The following is a 14,542-nucleotide window of genomic DNA, read 5'->3' as shown; positions in this document are numbered from 1 at the left end:
AATCACTTTTCCCCTCTTTATTGGACTAAATGCATGAGTGTTACTGAACAAGTTGCCGAACAACGTAAACAATTAGAACAAGCCGTCGCCCACGCATTGGAATTTGCCAAAAGCCGTTGTGATGGCGCTGAAGTTGCAGTTAATAAAAGCACTGGTATTAGTGTGAGTACGCGCCAAGGTGACGTGGAGAATGTGGAATTTAACAGTGATGGCGCATTAGGGATCACGGTTTACCATAAACAACGTAAAGGTAGTGCCTCTTCGACGGATTTGAGTGCTGAAGCGATTGAACGTACCGTTCAAGCTGCAATTGATATTGCCAATTACACGTCTGAAGATCCGTGTGCAGGACCTGCAGAAGAATCATTACTGGCATTCGATGCACCGGATTTAAACTTATTCCAAGCTACAGAACTTTCCCCCGAGGAAGCCATTAAGCTGGCCTCGATTGCGGAAATGACGGCATTAAATGCAGATTCACGCATTGTGAATACGGAAGGCGGTAGCTTCAATGGGCACTATGGTATCCGTGTCTTTGGTAACTCTCTTGGACTATTAAAGAGCTACAGTTCTAGCCGTTATTCGATGTCGAGCTGCGTAATCGCCGAGCAAAATGGCGAAATGGAGCGCGATTATGCGTATACCATCGCACGCAGCATGCAGGCATTGAAATCCCCTGAGTGGGTAGGGCAAGAGTGTGCGCGTCGTACATTGTCGCGCTTATCCCCTCGTAAATTACCGACGATGAAAGCACCGGTTATTTTCGCTTCAGAAGTGGCGACAGGATTATTTGGTCATTTAGTCGGAGCCATCAGCGGCAGCAGTATTTATCGTAAATCATCATTTTTAATGGATAGCCTAGGTAAGCAAATCTTACCAACCTGGCTAACGATTAATGAGCAGCCACACTTAATGGGCGGTTTGGCATCCTCGCCATTTGATAGTGAGGGCGTACGGACTACAGAGCGTAATATTGTGGAAAATGGTGTTTTACAAACGTGGCTGATGACTAGCTACTCTGCGCGCAAATTGGGTCTACAAAGCACAGGTCATGCTGGTGGAATTCATAACTGGCGCATCGAGGGGCAGGGGCTATCTTTCGATGCACTGCTAAAGCAAATGGGTACGGGCTTAGTCGTCACAGAGCTGATGGGGCAGGGGGTTAGCGGTATTACTGGCGATTATTCCCGTGGGGCATCCGGTTTTTGGGTAGAAAATGGTGAAATTCAATATCCTGTCAGTGAAATTACAATTGCGGGTAATTTGAAAGATATGTGGATGAATATGGTCACTATCGCCGATGATATCGAAACCCGCAGCAATATTCAGTGCGGTTCGGTGTTAATCCCTGAAATGAGTATCGCAGGGCAATAAGTTTTAAGTATCAAAAAGGCACTCAAATGAGTGCCTGAATACCGCCTGAAGACTAACGGGAGTTTCTTGATTGAAACTTTTTTCGGCTAGTCTTTCTCTTTGTATCGAGCATCGTTATTAACGATGGAACTCGCCAGCCGCTTCAGGTTGATAAACAATCTCTAACACACGAACGCGGGTTTCTACGCCATTTGGCAATGCCCAGCTAATTTCGTCGTTAACGTGCAGACCTAACAATGCTGCGCCAATCGGTGCCATGACTGATAATTGTTCTGCACTATCTTTTAGGGATGCAGGATATACCAGTGTACGTGTGCGCTCTTCGTTGCTGATCAAATCTAAGAAACGAACAGTGCTGTTCATCGTGACCACATCCGCAGGGATCTCTTGTGGGGAGACAATGTCTGCGCGGTCTAATTCGTCGTTTAGTGCTTCGGCAACAGGTGTACCGGCATAGGCAGCCTGTTCCATCAGTGCATCTAAGCGTTCTGCATCTAAATCATTGATAATAATTGTTGGCTTTGTCATACCACACTCCAATAGGAACGTACAAAGCAAACACCCCCCACCCAGAAGGTAGGGGGTGTTTGCTAGAAAAATAAATTATATAAAATATTAGGCGCTATAGGCGTTAAAGGGAAGAGATCGAGATCACGAACTCGGTGCCTATGTGTGTAAAACCGTATATATCACTTGGTCCATCGGGATTTACTTTTATGCTACTCTTCGTCAAATCCACTTTCGAACAGGTTAATGATTGCGGATAATGCCGATTCTTCATCGGGTCCGCTAACCTCAATATCAATTTTACTGCCTTGCTCCGAGTCTAACATCAACATCGCAATAACGCTATCCGCCTCAGCCTCAATTTGACTGTCATTTTTTAAAACGACTCTAGAGTTAAATTGTTTAACTAAATCATAGAGAAGCATCGCTGGTCTGGCATGCATACCAAGGCGGTTTTTTAGTGTGATCGTCGCTTTGACGGTCATTACTTACGTTTTTCCAGTGTTCTGTGGCGTGATTGCACGTTTTTTCCACGAGAGCGGAAGTAATCGGCAAGTTGTTCTGCGACGTAAACTGAACGGTGTTTTCCTCCTGTACAGCCGATGGCAACAGTCAGATAACTACGATTATTGGTTTCTAACATCGGTAACCATAACTCTAAATAGCTACGAGTTTGGTAAATAAAGTTATGAACTTCAGTGTGCCTATCTAAGAAGGCGGCCACAGGTCTATCTAAACCCGTCATAGGACGTAATTTGGGGTCCCAGTGTGGGTTTGGTAAGAAACGCACGTCGAAAACGTAGTCTGCATCGATAGGAATACCATGTTTGAAACCAAAGGATTCGAACACCATGGTCAATTCACGTTCACGTTTGCCCATTAAGCGAGTTCTGAGCATTTCCGCTAATTCGTGCACTGACATCTCAGAGGTATCAATCACTAAGTCAGCACGGGAGCGTAGAGGCTCTAGTAGCTCATTTTCTTCATCAATAGCACTTTCTAGGGATAAATTTTTACTCGAAAGTGGGTGTAATCTACGAGTATCACTGTAACGACGAATTAAAGTGTTACGGTCTGCATCCAGAAATAGCAGTTGTGGTGAGAAGGTTGATGGTAATTTATCAATGGCTTCTTCGAATACTTCTGGATTGTCGGGCATGTTGCGCACATCAATGCTTACAGCCGCAGAAATATTGCGATCGGCGAGTGAATTAGCTAACTCCGGCAGTAAAACTACCGGCAGGTTATCCACACAATAGAAACCCATATCTTCCAGCGCGCGTAAGGCAACGGATTTTCCCGAACCGGAACGGCCGCTGACAATCATCAGCACCATGAGCTAACTCCCTTCTATATCTTAAGGATTTATATCTTAATGATCGATTTCTGACTGATCACCCATTTCTGACTGTTCACCCATTTCTGGCTTATTCGTGGTGATCCTCTAGCTGGTCAGATTATTTTGTCATTCGCCGTGTTTCGCGATGCCGAACATAAGAAATCATAACAATATCATTAGGCTGGCATCAACACATATTCATTATTACTTACTCGATGATGATCTTGTATAACTCTTCATCACTTTGTGCTGAGCGAAGACGCTTACATAATGACTTATCGGCTAACTTTTTAGCGATAAGGGACAGGGTATGTAAGTGAGTTTTACATTGATCCGAGGGAACAAGTAATGCAAAAAGTAGATCAACAGGTTGGTTATCAATTGCATCAAACGCAATTGGCTCTTCCAAATGCAAAAATACGCCTGCAGCACGAGCACTTTCGCCTTCATTGAGCTTGCCGTGGGGGATTGCAATCCCGCCACCAATACCTGTCGTGCCAACTTTTTCTCTGGTTAGTAACGCTTCAAATACCGTATTTTCCGGTAATCCCAACTCGGCGGCCGCTAACTCACTAATAATTTCTAATGCTCTTTTCTTGCTGGTGCAAACTAAATTATTACGTGTGCAACTGGCGGATAAAACATCGCTTAATTGGATTTCTATATCACTATTCATTTTATTATTCACTTAGGACTACAAAACCAGATGATGTATCCCACCATCTGGTTTAGAACATTAATCAGTCAAGGACTGGCTAAATGTATTAGTGTTGTCTCAGTTTTTCTTTATGTTTGGTTAATTGGCGTGACAGCTTATCAAGGAGTAAATCAAGTGCCGCGTACATGTCGTCATCTTCCGCTGATGCGTGAAGCTCTGCACCGTTGAGTTGCAGGGTGGCTTCAGCAATTTGCTGAACTTTTTCCACTTTCAGAACGACTTGGATACTGTTAATACGATCAAACAATTGCTCTAATTTCTTGAGTTTTTTCTCAACCGTTTCGCGCAATGCCGGTGTAACTTCAATATTGTGTCCAGTAATCTGAAATTCCATACAATCTTCCTTATCTTATTGGGTTAAACCAACTGTTTACGTTGATTTGATGGCGGAATAGATAATGACTCACGATACTTAGCAACAGTTCGACGAGCAACTTGTATACCTTGCTCTGCCAGCATACTCGTCAATTTACTGTCACTCAATGGTTTTGCTGGGTTTTCCGCAGCAATCAGCTTCTTCACCAGTGCACGAATAGCAGTGGAAGAGGCTTCTCCTCCGGTGTCTGTACTGACGTGACTGGAGAAAAAATACTTCAATTCAAAAATGCCTCGCGGGCAGTGGAGGTATTTTTGGGTTGTCACACGAGAGATAGTCGATTCGTGCATATCCACCTGATAAGCAATATCTGCCAAAATCATCGGTTTCATGTACTCTTCACCTAACTCAAAGAATTCTTGTTGTTGCTCAACAATACAGGTCGCCACTTTTAGCAGTGTTTCATGGCGGCTCTCTAAGCTTTTAATCAGCCACTTCGCATCTTGTAAGTGACTACGAATATACTGAGAGTCACTTTCACTGGCTGAATCATTTGCCATTGAAGCATAATGATTGTTAATGCTTAACTTAGGAATGCTATCTGTATTTAACTCAACTTGCCAGTGTCCACCGACTTTTTTCACCAATACATCGGGAATAACATATTCCGATTCACCGGTATTGATGGATTGACCGGGCTTAGGATTCAGCGTGAGAATCAGATCAATTGCCTTTTTTAATGCATCTTCTTTTAAACGTGTCAGTTTGCTCAACTGACGAAAGTCGCGATTTGCTAGTAAATCAATATGATGACTAATAATCAGTCTAGCTTCTTGCAGGCCAATTGTCTCTTTCGGGTATAAAGAAAGCTGGATCAGTAAACACTCTTTGAGATCCTGAGCGGCCACCCCTAATGGGTCAAAATGCTGAATGCGTTTTAAAACGGCAACCACTTCTTCTAAGGTAATATCGGGATTATCGATACCTTCATGGATTTCGCTGATTGGGCTAGTGAGATAGCCTGAATCATCAATAGAGTCAATAATCGAGGTGGCAATTGCACGATCAGTATCGGTAAATGGGGTCAAATCCGCTTGCCAAATCAGATAGTCTTGCAGCGTTTGGGTAGTTTCCCCTTGATATACTGGAAGCTCATCAAAGCTGTAATCGTTGCTGGTTCCTGAAGGTGTTCCCGCGGTATAGATTTCATCCCAATCAGCATCCAATGGTAGCTCATCAGGCATATCTTCTTTTTCTAGCGCATCTTTGGTATCAATTTCGCTGCTGTCCGCTTCGTTGCTCTGATTATCTACACTATCTTGTTCCGAAGATTGTTCTTCTTGCTCGAGTAGCGGATTGGTTTCAAGTGCGAGTTGAATTTCTTGTTGAAGCTCAAGGGTGGATAATTGCAACAAGCGGATTGCCTGCTGCAATTGGGGAGTCATTGCAAGTTGTTGACTGATTCTGAGCTGCAAACTTTGCTTCATGAATGTGCTTTATTCTCCATTACCACTAACACAACCAATATCATGACAACCAACAAGACAAAACTACAGTCTAAAGCCTTCACCTAAATAAACACGTTTAACTTGTTCATTTTCAAGGATCATTTCAGGAGAACCATGTGCAATCAGGTGTCCTTGGCTAACAATATAGGCTCGCTCACAGACATCAAGCGTTTCACGTACGTTATGGTCGGTGATTAAAACACCAAGACCATAGTCACGTAGATGTTGGATGATCTTTTTGATATCCAAAACGGAGATCGGGTCAACCCCTGCAAATGGCTCATCTAACAGAATAAACTTAGGGTTGGCGGCGAGGGCGCGTGCAATTTCGACACGGCGGCGTTCACCACCAGAGAGTGATTGACCAACATTGTCGCGCAAATGGGTAATACTGAACTCTTCCATCAGTTCTTCTGCACGTTCTTTACGCTGCTCTGAATTCAAGTCATGGCGAATCTCTAAGACCGCCATCAGGTTGTCATAAACGCTTAAACGACGGAAAATAGACGCCTCTTGAGGAAGATAGCCAATGCCACGGCGAGCACGCTCATGCAGAGGTAATAGACTAATATCTTCCCCATCAATTAAAATTTTACCTGCATCCCGCTGAACAATGCCGACTACCATATAAAAAGTGGTCGTTTTACCCGCACCGTTGGGACCTAAGAGACCAACAATTTCCCCTGATTTGACTTCAAGGCTGACGTCAGTCACTACGCTGCGTTTTTTATAGGATTTCGCCAGATTCTCTGCGGTTAGTGTTGCCATAACAATTATTTACTCTTACTAGTTGATGAACCCTGTGCGGCTGGACCTTTCTCTTGTAACTGTGCTGGTAATAAGACAGTGGTCACGCGTTTACCTTTATCGCTAAATGCTTCCATTTGCTGGGTCGGAACCACATAGGTGATCTTATCGCCTTTGATATTACTGTCGAGCTGTTCAAGGTAAGCATCACCCGTTAATGTGACCAGTTGCTTATCAACTTCATAACGCGCTTTGGATGCGTGGCCTTTGATTGGTTTGCCATCGTCCTGTAACTGATAGAAGGTGACGGGGGTACCAAATGCTTCAATGACAATTTTATCGGAATCGCTGCTTGGGCGTGTCACGATAACTTTGTTCGCTCGGATATCAATGGAACCTTGTTTAATCACAACGTCATCTGTAAATGTGGTGACATTTTTTTCTAAATCAAGAGATTGCTTCACCGAGTTAATGGTCATCGGTTGTTGGGTATCTGTTTTCAGTGCCATTGCCGGTAGGCTAAGAGCCAAAATTGCACTTGCAACAGCTCCTTGAATAAAACTTTTCTTAGTTACTTGATTCATTTTGTTGCTCTTTTGGTTGTAACTCATAGTGAGTTTTAACATCTTCAATTAATTCAGCGGTTCTTGTACGAAGGTTTCCCTTCATTTTTAAGCCCGTAGAATTTAGCCCGTGTCCGATAATGGTTACTTTATCGTCAGATGAGACATCTTGTGTGACTAGATTGACCACCGCATTATCTGTTGTAATGCGCTGAATTTGAGGCTCTGGAGTCAAACTATCCACTTGAACATCGCTGTACAGATAGAGCACTCGCTCTTTGGTTAACCTTGCTTTAATGGACTTTACCGTCCAAGTTGGCGTGCCTGCGTCGTTATAGGTTGTTAATACCGGGTTGGTAAACCAAGTGATTTTTCCATCGGTATAATTATCTACTTTAGTTGCAGCAAGTTTATAGGCTAAATCGCCTGCTGGATTATAGACGAAAGTCACCGAATCATCAGTTTGATAATTGGGTTTGCCATCATTGATTTCGGTTGCTAATGGTTTGGAGTCATCGTAAACCGAAAAGTTCCAACCAATCAGCCCCAGTACAATGAGGGATAAAATAATGATTAACCACTTTTTTGCATTGCTCATGAATGATATCTGTTCTTTAAATCGACAAGCCTTTAGCTTCTTCCAGTTTATTTTGGGATAACAGAATCAGGTCGCAAAGTTCACGTACTGCGCCTTTCCCGCCACCAATGTGGGTTACATAGTCTGCTTTTGGTAATAGCAGAGGATGTGCATCAGCCACCGCAACAGATAACCCCACTTCTGCCATGACAGGCCAATCAATAAGGTCATCACCAATGTAAGCTGTTTGCTCTTCTGTTAGCTGTAGTTTATCTAACAGTTCGCGATACGCCAAAAGCTTATCGCTTTGTCCTTGGTAAAGATATGTAATACCTAAAGTCTGGGCTCTATCTTCGAGCAATTTGGCTTTGCGACCCGTGATAATTGCGACTTCAATACCGGAGGTTAATAAGCAGCGAATGCCATATCCATCACGGACATTAAAGGCTTTTAATTCTTCGCCATTATTCCCCATATAAATTAAACCGTCAGACATCACACCGTCGACGTCACAAATCAGTAGTTTAATTTTCGTCGCTTTTTCTATCACAGAATTCTCGACAGACCCATAGCAAGTATTCTGATAATTAGGGTTCATTCTATTTCCTTTATGTATACTTTTCGACTTATACCACACCCGCTTGCAGTAGGTCGTGCATATGGAGAACACCCACTAATTGGTCACCATCCGCCACTAATAACGACGTGACATGGCGAGATTGCATCAGGTTCAGTGCTTCAACCGCTAGCATGCCCGGTGCGACTCGGATACCGCCCGGCGTCATTAAATCGGCAATTTTGGCATTGTTGAGGTCGATGCCCATATCAAAAATGCGGCGTAAATCTCCATCCGTGAAAATCCCTTGAATATTCATGTCGTCATCACAAATGACGGTCATACCTAGCTTTTTACGGGTAATTTCCACAAGGGCTTCCCGTAACGTGGCACTTTTCGGAATATGAGGAACATCGTCACCGGTACTCATTAAATCACGAACTAAGAGTAAAAGTTTGCGCCCAAGTGCGCCCCCTGGATGAGACAGTGCAAAATCATCTGCTGTGAAGCCGCGGGCGGTTAACAATGCAATGGCTAACGCATCCCCCATCACTAATGTTGCTGTGGTACTTGTTGTTGGTGCCAAACCAAGCGGGCAGGCTTCTTGCGGGACTTTTATGCATAAGTGGATATCTGCATATTTGCCCATATTGCTGTCTGGATTATTGGTCATGCAGATCAGTGGGACTTTGATACGCTTTAATACGGGCAGTAGGGCTAAAATTTCCCCTGATTCACCTGAGTTCGAAATCGCTAATACAACGTCTTTATTGGAGATCATCCCTAAATCGCCATGGCTGGCTTCTCCGGGATGCACGAAAAATGAAGGCGTTCCTGTGCTGGCAAGCGTCGCCGCAATTTTCCGTCCAATATGCCCTGATTTCCCCATTCCCATAACGACTACTTTTCCCTGACAAGCAAAGATTTGCTGACAAGCAAGGTCAAAGTCATGATTAATATATTGTTCTAGGTTTTTCAGACCTTCGCGTTCGATATGGAGAACTTCTTTACCTACTTTCTGAAAATCGATATTTGACATGTCTAATTCCATGGATGTTTTCGGGTGAATCAAAAGTGTCGGTTGGTTCAAAGTTTCGGTTAGATCAAAAAAGAGAAATCGGATTGTATAACGAATACTTAGTATCAGTAAGTATTTTGTCTCTAAGCTTTTATGAATGTCATGGTTATTATGAATGTGATAGTTATGAGTCTCTATTAGCGATTTGAGCTTAAAAGCGCTTTTTAGGGTTTAACCGCACCGATGCCCAAAAAAAATTTTTTTAATTCTCTTACCCTTATGGTTGGATATATAAATTTCTAAGAGCTATCTTCTATTAATTAGGTAAAATATTAGTTAATACTATTTGGTTTATGTTTCTGTAAAACCCTGAATTTATTTAGGCAGAATCATAGTTTGACCTATAACGAGCGATTAAACGATGCAAGCACAGACAGAGAACTTAATCGAAGTCAAAAACATGTCATTTACACGGGGAAATAGGAAAATATTTGAAAATATCAACCTAACTGTGCCTCGGGGTAAAATTACTGCGATTATGGGGCCTTCAGGGATTGGTAAAACGACATTACTCAGACTGATTGGCGGACAACTGCGCCCAGAAGAAGGAGAAATCTGGTTTGATGGGGATAATATTCCTGCGCTGTCTCGTTCTAAGTTATACCAATCGCGTAAAAAAATGAGCATGTTATTCCAATCTGGTGCCTTGTTTACCGATATGGACGTTTTTAATAACGTGGCTTTCCCCTTGCGTGAACACACAAATTTACCAGAATCATTGATTCATACGACGGTGATGATGAAATTAGAGGCGGTGGGGTTACGCGGAGCCGCTAAATTAATGCCATCAGAACTTTCAGGGGGAATGGCACGCCGTGCTGCGCTAGCAAGAGCTATCGCTCTGGACCCTGACCTGATTATGTTTGATGAGCCTTTCGTGGGGCAAGACCCAATCACGATGGGCGTTTTGGTCAAACTGATTGATGAACTTAACCAAGCGTTAGGGGTGACCTGCGTAGTGGTTTCCCATGACGTTCCAGAAGTGCTAAGTATTGCCGATAAAGCCTATATTGTGGCGCAGCAACATGTTATTGCGAAAGGAACAGGGGAAGAGTTACGTGAAAACCAAGACCCTCGTGTTAGACAGTTTATGGATGGTATTGCTGATGGCCCGGTGCCATTCCGCTTTCCTGCCAATGACTATTCGGCTGATTTATTAGGGTAAATGAACATGATAATTAAGGCGATTGCTGCCTTCGGACGTCGATGGATTGAAACATTTGCGGCTTTTGGTCGAGCAGGCTATTTATTATTTGGCGCACTATTTGGCAAACCTGAATTTGGTAAACAGTGGCCGTTATTAGTGAAACAGCTTTATTCAGTTGGGGTTCAATCCTTGCTGATTGTCGCCGTATCCGGTCTGTTTATCGGCATGGTGTTAGGTCTACAAGGTTATTTGGTACTGACGACGTTCAGTGCGGAAGCGAGTCTTGGCATGATGGTGGCGCTCTCATTATTGCGCGAGTTAGGTCCTGTCGTTACGGCATTGCTGTTTGCAGGGCGAGCGGGATCCGCATTAACAGCCGAAATTGGTTTGATGAAAGCCACGGAGCAAATTTCCAGCTTAGAGATGATGGCTGTCGATCCTCTGCGTCGCGTGGTTGCCCCTCGATTTTGGGCTGGGTTTATTAGTATGCCACTGTTATCACTGATTTTTGTTGCTGTTGGAATTATCGGTGGTGCTATTGTTGGCGTTGATTGGAAAGGAATTGACCCCGGTTTCTTCTGGTCATCGATGCAATCATCTGTGGAGTGGCGATTAGATTTAGTGAACTGTTTTATCAAAAGTTTAGTCTTTGCAATTACAGTAACGTGGATTGCACTATTTAATGGTTATGATGCCATTCCAACCTCGGAAGGAATTAGCCGCGCAACAACGAAAACTGTTGTGCATGCATCATTATCGGTTCTAGGGTTGGATTTCGTACTGACAGCACTGATGTTTGGGAACTAAGTCATGCAAAGTAAAAAAAGTGAAATATGGGTGGGTTGTTTTATGTTGCTGGCGATCGCCGCAATTGTGTTCCTCTGCTTAAAAGTAGCGGATTTACAATCGATTGGTAGTCAGTCAACTTACCGAGTTTCTGCCTCTTTTGAAAATGTGGGTGGCTTAAAAGTCGGCTCTCCCATCAAAGTCGGTGGCGTTGTCGTGGGACGGGTTGCGAATATTTCTTTAGATAAAAAGAACTATATTCCTGATGTTCAAATCGACTTGCTCAGTGAATATGACAATATTCCTGATTCCAGCTCGCTATCAATTCGGACTTCAGGCCTGCTTGGTGAACAGTATATCGCCATGAATATCGGTCCTTATGACGAAGATATGGGGATTGCGATGTTAAAAGATGGCGGTCGTTTAGAAGATACCAAACCGGCTATGGTGCTGGAAGATTTAATCGGTCAATTCTTGTATAAGAGTGGTGATAGCCAAGGTACTGAAGCAGCCGCACCTGCGCCTGCATCTGCAGCTCCGGCATCCGCGCCAGAGACTCATGTCGCAGCACCGTCAGAGCCTGTTGCTCACTAAGTTGTAATTCCCTGTGAACTTAAAAGGAATGAATTATGTTTAAACGTTTAATAATGATAGCTATGTTAGTGGTTGCGCCATTTGCGATGGCGATTGACCAAACTAACCCGTATAAGCTTATGGAAGAAGCCGCAGCGAAAACCTTCGATCGCTTAAAAACGGAACAACCTCAAATCAAACAAAACCCAGATTACTTACGGACTATCGTGCGTGAAGAATTATTGCCATATGTGCAAATCAAATATGCTGGCGCATTGGTGTTAGGGACATATTATAAAGACGCGACCCCTGCCCAACGTGATGCCTATTTTAAAGCGTTTGAGTCCTATCTTGAGCAAGTTTACGGTCAAGCGCTGGCGATGTATCACGGTCAAACGTACACCATTGCTCCTGAACAACCCATTGGTGATAAAAATATTGTGGCTATCCGCGTCACCATCAATGATACCAACGGTCGCCCTCCGGTACGTTTAGATTTCCAATGGCGTAAAAATAGCAAAACCGGTTACTGGCAGGCGTATGACATGATTGCTGAGGGGGTCAGCATGATCACCACTAAACAAAACGAGTGGGGCGACATTTTACGCAAGCAAGGTATTGATGGATTGACGGCTCAATTACAACGTAGTGCTCAGGTACCGATTACGTTAGAAGAGAGCAACTAGCATGAGAAGCCAGTTATCTTGGACGCAAAATCGTGTCATGCTGGCACTTTCCGGTGTTTTGGACAGAGATTCACTGGTCGAATTTTGGGATAAGCGCCAAACGCTGTTATCTCAAATTGAGCGAATTGATGTCTCTGCGTTAACCCATGTGGATTCTACTGGACTTGCCATGCTGGTGCGTCTAAAAGGGGAATATCAGTCTCAACAGCGCCATCTCAGCATTCTTGGCGTGAGCGATAATCTCAATACCTTGATGGAATTATACGGGGTGAAGCCCCTACTGATGGATTAAGTCAAGTTATGTAAAAAATAGCGCTTCTGAGTGTTTTTATGCATCAGAAGCGTTTTCTTTAGTTTAAGTGTTAAGCTGAATCCTTTAGGATAGATGGCTATATTTATTATCATAATTAATCACAAAATTGAGTCATTATGGATACCAACGAAATTAAACAAGTCTTAATGGAAAAGCTGTCACTGGAAGAAGTGATAGTGAATGGCGATGGCAGTCATTTTCAAGTTATCGCTGTTGGCAGCCTTTTTGACGGCATGAGCCGTGTTAAACAGCAACAAGCAGTGTATGCGCCGTTAATGGAATATATTGCGGACAACAGAATTCATGCGCTTTCAATTAAAGCTTATACCCCAGCGCAGTGGGAGCGTGACCGTAAGCTGAGCGGCCTATAAGTTTGAAAATGTAAGCGAACAGTTTGTAAAAATCTGACACACGAGAATACCAGAATGGATAAATTTTTAGTTAAAGGACCTACCCGCTTAGAAGGGGAAGTCTCTATTTCAGGCGCTAAAAACGCTGCACTGCCAATCCTGTTCGCTGCTTTATTGGCTGAAGAGCCAGTTGAATTACAGAATGTCCCTAAGCTGAAAGATATCGACACAACCATTAAGTTACTTAGCCAACTTGGCGTCAAAATCGAACGTAATGGTTCGATTTTTGTTGATGCTAGCAATGTGACTGAATATTGTGCACCGTATGAACTGGTGAAAACCATGCGCGCATCGATTTGGGCGTTAGCGCCTTTGGTTGCTCGTTTTGGTCACGGTGAAGTTTCTCTACCGGGTGGTTGTGCGATTGGTGCTCGTCCAGTGGATTTACATATCAGCGGTTTAGAGAAGTTAGGTGCCAATATTGTCCTTGAAGATGGTTATGTTAAGGCAACGGTGAATGGTCGTCTGAAAGGCGCAGACATCGTGATGGACAAAGTGAGCGTGGGTGCCACTATCAGCATCATGACAGCCGCAGCGCTTGCTGAAGGAACCACTTCCATCGAGAACGCCGCTCGTGAACCTGAAATTGAAGATACTGCTAATTTCTTAAATGCGTTAGGTGCGAAAATCACCGGTGCAGGAACTGACCGTATTGTCATTGACGGTGTGGCTCGCTTAGGTGGCGGTGTGTATCGCGTTCTGCCAGACCGTATTGAAACAGGCACATTCTTAATTGCTGCGGCAGTTTCTCGCGGTAAAGTGGTTTGTCGTGATGCCTGCCCTGATACCTTAGATGCGGTATTAGCAAAATTACGAGAAGCGGGTGCCGATATTCAAACTGGTGAAGATTGGATCAGCTTAGATATGCATGGTAAGCGTCCAAAAGCGGTTACACTGCGTACGGCTCCACATCCTGGCTTCCCAACCGATATGCAAGCTCAGTTTAGCCTATTGAACTTAGTCGCTGAAGGTGCAGGCATGATCACCGAAACGATTTTCGAAAACCGTTTTATGCATATCCCTGAGTTAATTCGTATGGGTGCTCACGCGGATATCGAAAGTAATACAGTATTATGTCACGGCGTTGAAAAACTGACTGGCGCACAAGTTATGGCGACGGACTTACGTGCTTCAGCAAGCTTAGTCATTGCTGGCTGTATCGCGGAAGGGACAACAACCGTTGACCGTATTTATCATATCGACCGTGGATATGAAAATATTGAAGCAAAATTAAATGCGCTAGGGGCGAATATTCAACGCGTGAAATCTGACGAGTAATTTCAGATTGGGTTAATCCTATCGTAGAAGTAAGAAGGTTGCTCTTAGCTTGGGCAACCTTTTTTA

Annotated in this window: 19 protein-coding genes; 8 read left to right on the top strand and 11 right to left on the bottom strand. The window is 43.7% G+C overall.

Annotation, left to right across the window (positions count from 1 at the left end):
• Nucleotides 1–33 precede the first annotated feature (33 nt).
• Nucleotides 34–1,374: a metalloprotease PmbA gene (pmbA, locus tag PSF16_RS08225; RefSeq protein ID WP_036968736.1), complete on the top strand. Its 1,341-nt coding sequence runs from the start codon at nt 34–36 to the stop codon at nt 1,372–1,374.
• Between the two features lie 117 nt (nt 1,375–1,491).
• On the opposite strand, the gene rnk is transcribed toward pmbA, so the two are convergent.
• From rnk to kdsD, 11 genes are all read right to left on the bottom strand, one after another.
• Complete coding sequence (gene rnk, locus PSF16_RS08220) at nt 1,492–1,902, bottom strand: nucleoside diphosphate kinase regulator (RefSeq protein WP_006659086.1); 411 nt, start codon at nt 1,900–1,902, stop codon at nt 1,492–1,494.
• 191 nt (nt 1,903–2,093) lie between these two features.
• A complete protein-coding gene (gene npr / locus PSF16_RS08215; RefSeq protein ID WP_006659087.1) occupies nt 2,094–2,366 on the bottom strand; it encodes a PTS phosphocarrier protein NPr in 273 nt (90 codons plus the stop codon).
• Complete coding sequence (gene rapZ / locus PSF16_RS08210) at nt 2,366–3,217, bottom strand: RNase adapter RapZ (protein ID WP_006659088.1); 852 nt, start codon at nt 3,215–3,217, stop codon at nt 2,366–2,368. Before rapZ ends, npr begins: the two co-directional genes overlap by 1 nt.
• Before the next feature lie 211 nt (nt 3,218–3,428).
• Nucleotides 3,429–3,896, bottom strand: a complete 468-nt coding sequence (gene ptsN, locus PSF16_RS08205; protein WP_006659089.1) for a PTS IIA-like nitrogen regulatory protein PtsN — start codon at nt 3,894–3,896, stop codon at nt 3,429–3,431.
• Between the two features lie 88 nt (nt 3,897–3,984).
• The gene (hpf, locus tag PSF16_RS08200; protein WP_006659090.1) at nt 3,985–4,272 is read right to left on the bottom strand and encodes a ribosome hibernation promoting factor; all 288 of its coding nucleotides are present in this window, start codon (nt 4,270–4,272) and stop codon (nt 3,985–3,987) included.
• Between the two features lie 23 nt (nt 4,273–4,295).
• A complete protein-coding gene (gene rpoN / locus PSF16_RS08195) occupies nt 4,296–5,741 on the bottom strand; it encodes an RNA polymerase factor sigma-54 (protein ID WP_272689094.1) in 1,446 nt (481 codons plus the stop codon).
• 63 nt (nt 5,742–5,804) lie between these two features.
• Complete coding sequence (gene lptB, locus PSF16_RS08190; RefSeq protein WP_006659094.1) at nt 5,805–6,530, bottom strand: LPS export ABC transporter ATP-binding protein; 726 nt, start codon at nt 6,528–6,530, stop codon at nt 5,805–5,807.
• A gap of 5 nt (nt 6,531–6,535) precedes the next feature.
• Nucleotides 6,536–7,093 carry a lipopolysaccharide ABC transporter substrate-binding protein LptA gene (gene lptA / locus PSF16_RS08185; protein WP_006659095.1) on the bottom strand — a complete coding sequence of 186 codons (558 nt, stop codon included), beginning with the start codon at nt 7,091–7,093 and terminating at the stop codon, nt 6,536–6,538.
• Nucleotides 7,077–7,670: an LPS export ABC transporter periplasmic protein LptC gene (lptC, locus tag PSF16_RS08180; protein ID WP_006659096.1), complete on the bottom strand. Its 594-nt coding sequence runs from the start codon at nt 7,668–7,670 to the stop codon at nt 7,077–7,079. The genes lptA and lptC overlap by 17 nt, the downstream gene beginning before the upstream one ends.
• Before the next feature lie 16 nt (nt 7,671–7,686).
• The gene (gene kdsC, locus PSF16_RS08175; RefSeq protein WP_036976053.1) at nt 7,687–8,247 is read right to left on the bottom strand and encodes a 3-deoxy-manno-octulosonate-8-phosphatase KdsC; all 561 of its coding nucleotides are present in this window, start codon (nt 8,245–8,247) and stop codon (nt 7,687–7,689) included.
• 28 nt (nt 8,248–8,275) lie between these two features.
• On the bottom strand, nt 8,276–9,244 hold the full coding sequence (gene kdsD, locus PSF16_RS08170; RefSeq protein WP_036956114.1) for an arabinose-5-phosphate isomerase KdsD: 969 nt from the start codon (nt 9,242–9,244) through the stop codon (nt 8,276–8,278).
• Between the two features lie 400 nt (nt 9,245–9,644).
• On the opposite strand from kdsD, the gene mlaF reads away from it, so the two are divergent.
• The 7 genes from mlaF to murA all read left to right on the top strand — a co-directional run bounded on the left by mlaF (nt 9,645) and on the right by murA (nt 14,476).
• Complete coding sequence (gene mlaF / locus PSF16_RS08165; RefSeq protein WP_006659099.1) at nt 9,645–10,448, top strand: phospholipid ABC transporter ATP-binding protein MlaF; 804 nt, start codon at nt 9,645–9,647, stop codon at nt 10,446–10,448.
• Between the two features lie 6 nt (nt 10,449–10,454).
• Nucleotides 10,455–11,237, top strand: coding sequence for a lipid asymmetry maintenance ABC transporter permease subunit MlaE (gene mlaE / locus PSF16_RS08160; RefSeq protein WP_036956115.1), 783 nt, complete (start codon nt 10,455–10,457; stop codon nt 11,235–11,237).
• Nucleotides 11,238–11,240: 3 nt separating this feature from the next.
• Nucleotides 11,241–11,810 (top strand): outer membrane lipid asymmetry maintenance protein MlaD, encoded by a 570-nt coding sequence (mlaD, locus tag PSF16_RS08155; protein WP_154627738.1) that lies wholly within the window; start codon nt 11,241–11,243, stop codon nt 11,808–11,810.
• Nucleotides 11,811–11,845: 35 nt separating this feature from the next.
• Entirely contained in the window at nt 11,846–12,475 is a 630-nt protein-coding gene (gene mlaC, locus PSF16_RS08150) for a phospholipid-binding protein MlaC (protein WP_272689093.1), read from the top strand.
• 1 nt (nt 12,476) lies between these two features.
• A complete protein-coding gene (mlaB, locus tag PSF16_RS08145; protein ID WP_006662910.1) occupies nt 12,477–12,767 on the top strand; it encodes a lipid asymmetry maintenance protein MlaB in 291 nt (96 codons plus the stop codon).
• A 137-nt stretch (nt 12,768–12,904) separates the two neighbouring features.
• Nucleotides 12,905–13,159 carry a BolA family iron metabolism protein IbaG gene (gene ibaG / locus PSF16_RS08140; RefSeq protein WP_006659104.1) on the top strand — a complete coding sequence of 85 codons (255 nt, stop codon included), beginning with the start codon at nt 12,905–12,907 and terminating at the stop codon, nt 13,157–13,159.
• Nucleotides 13,160–13,213: 54 nt separating this feature from the next.
• Nucleotides 13,214–14,476, top strand: a complete 1,263-nt coding sequence (murA, locus tag PSF16_RS08135; protein WP_006662911.1) for a UDP-N-acetylglucosamine 1-carboxyvinyltransferase — start codon at nt 13,214–13,216, stop codon at nt 14,474–14,476.
• Nucleotides 14,477–14,542: the final 66 nt, after the last annotated feature.

Source organism: Providencia sp. PROV033 (assembly GCF_028484855.1).
GTDB classification, from domain to species: Bacteria; Pseudomonadota; Gammaproteobacteria; order Enterobacterales; family Enterobacteriaceae; genus Providencia; species Providencia alcalifaciens.
Note: the sequence above shows the minus strand (reverse complement) of the source record. Positions and strands in the feature narration are given on the sequence as shown.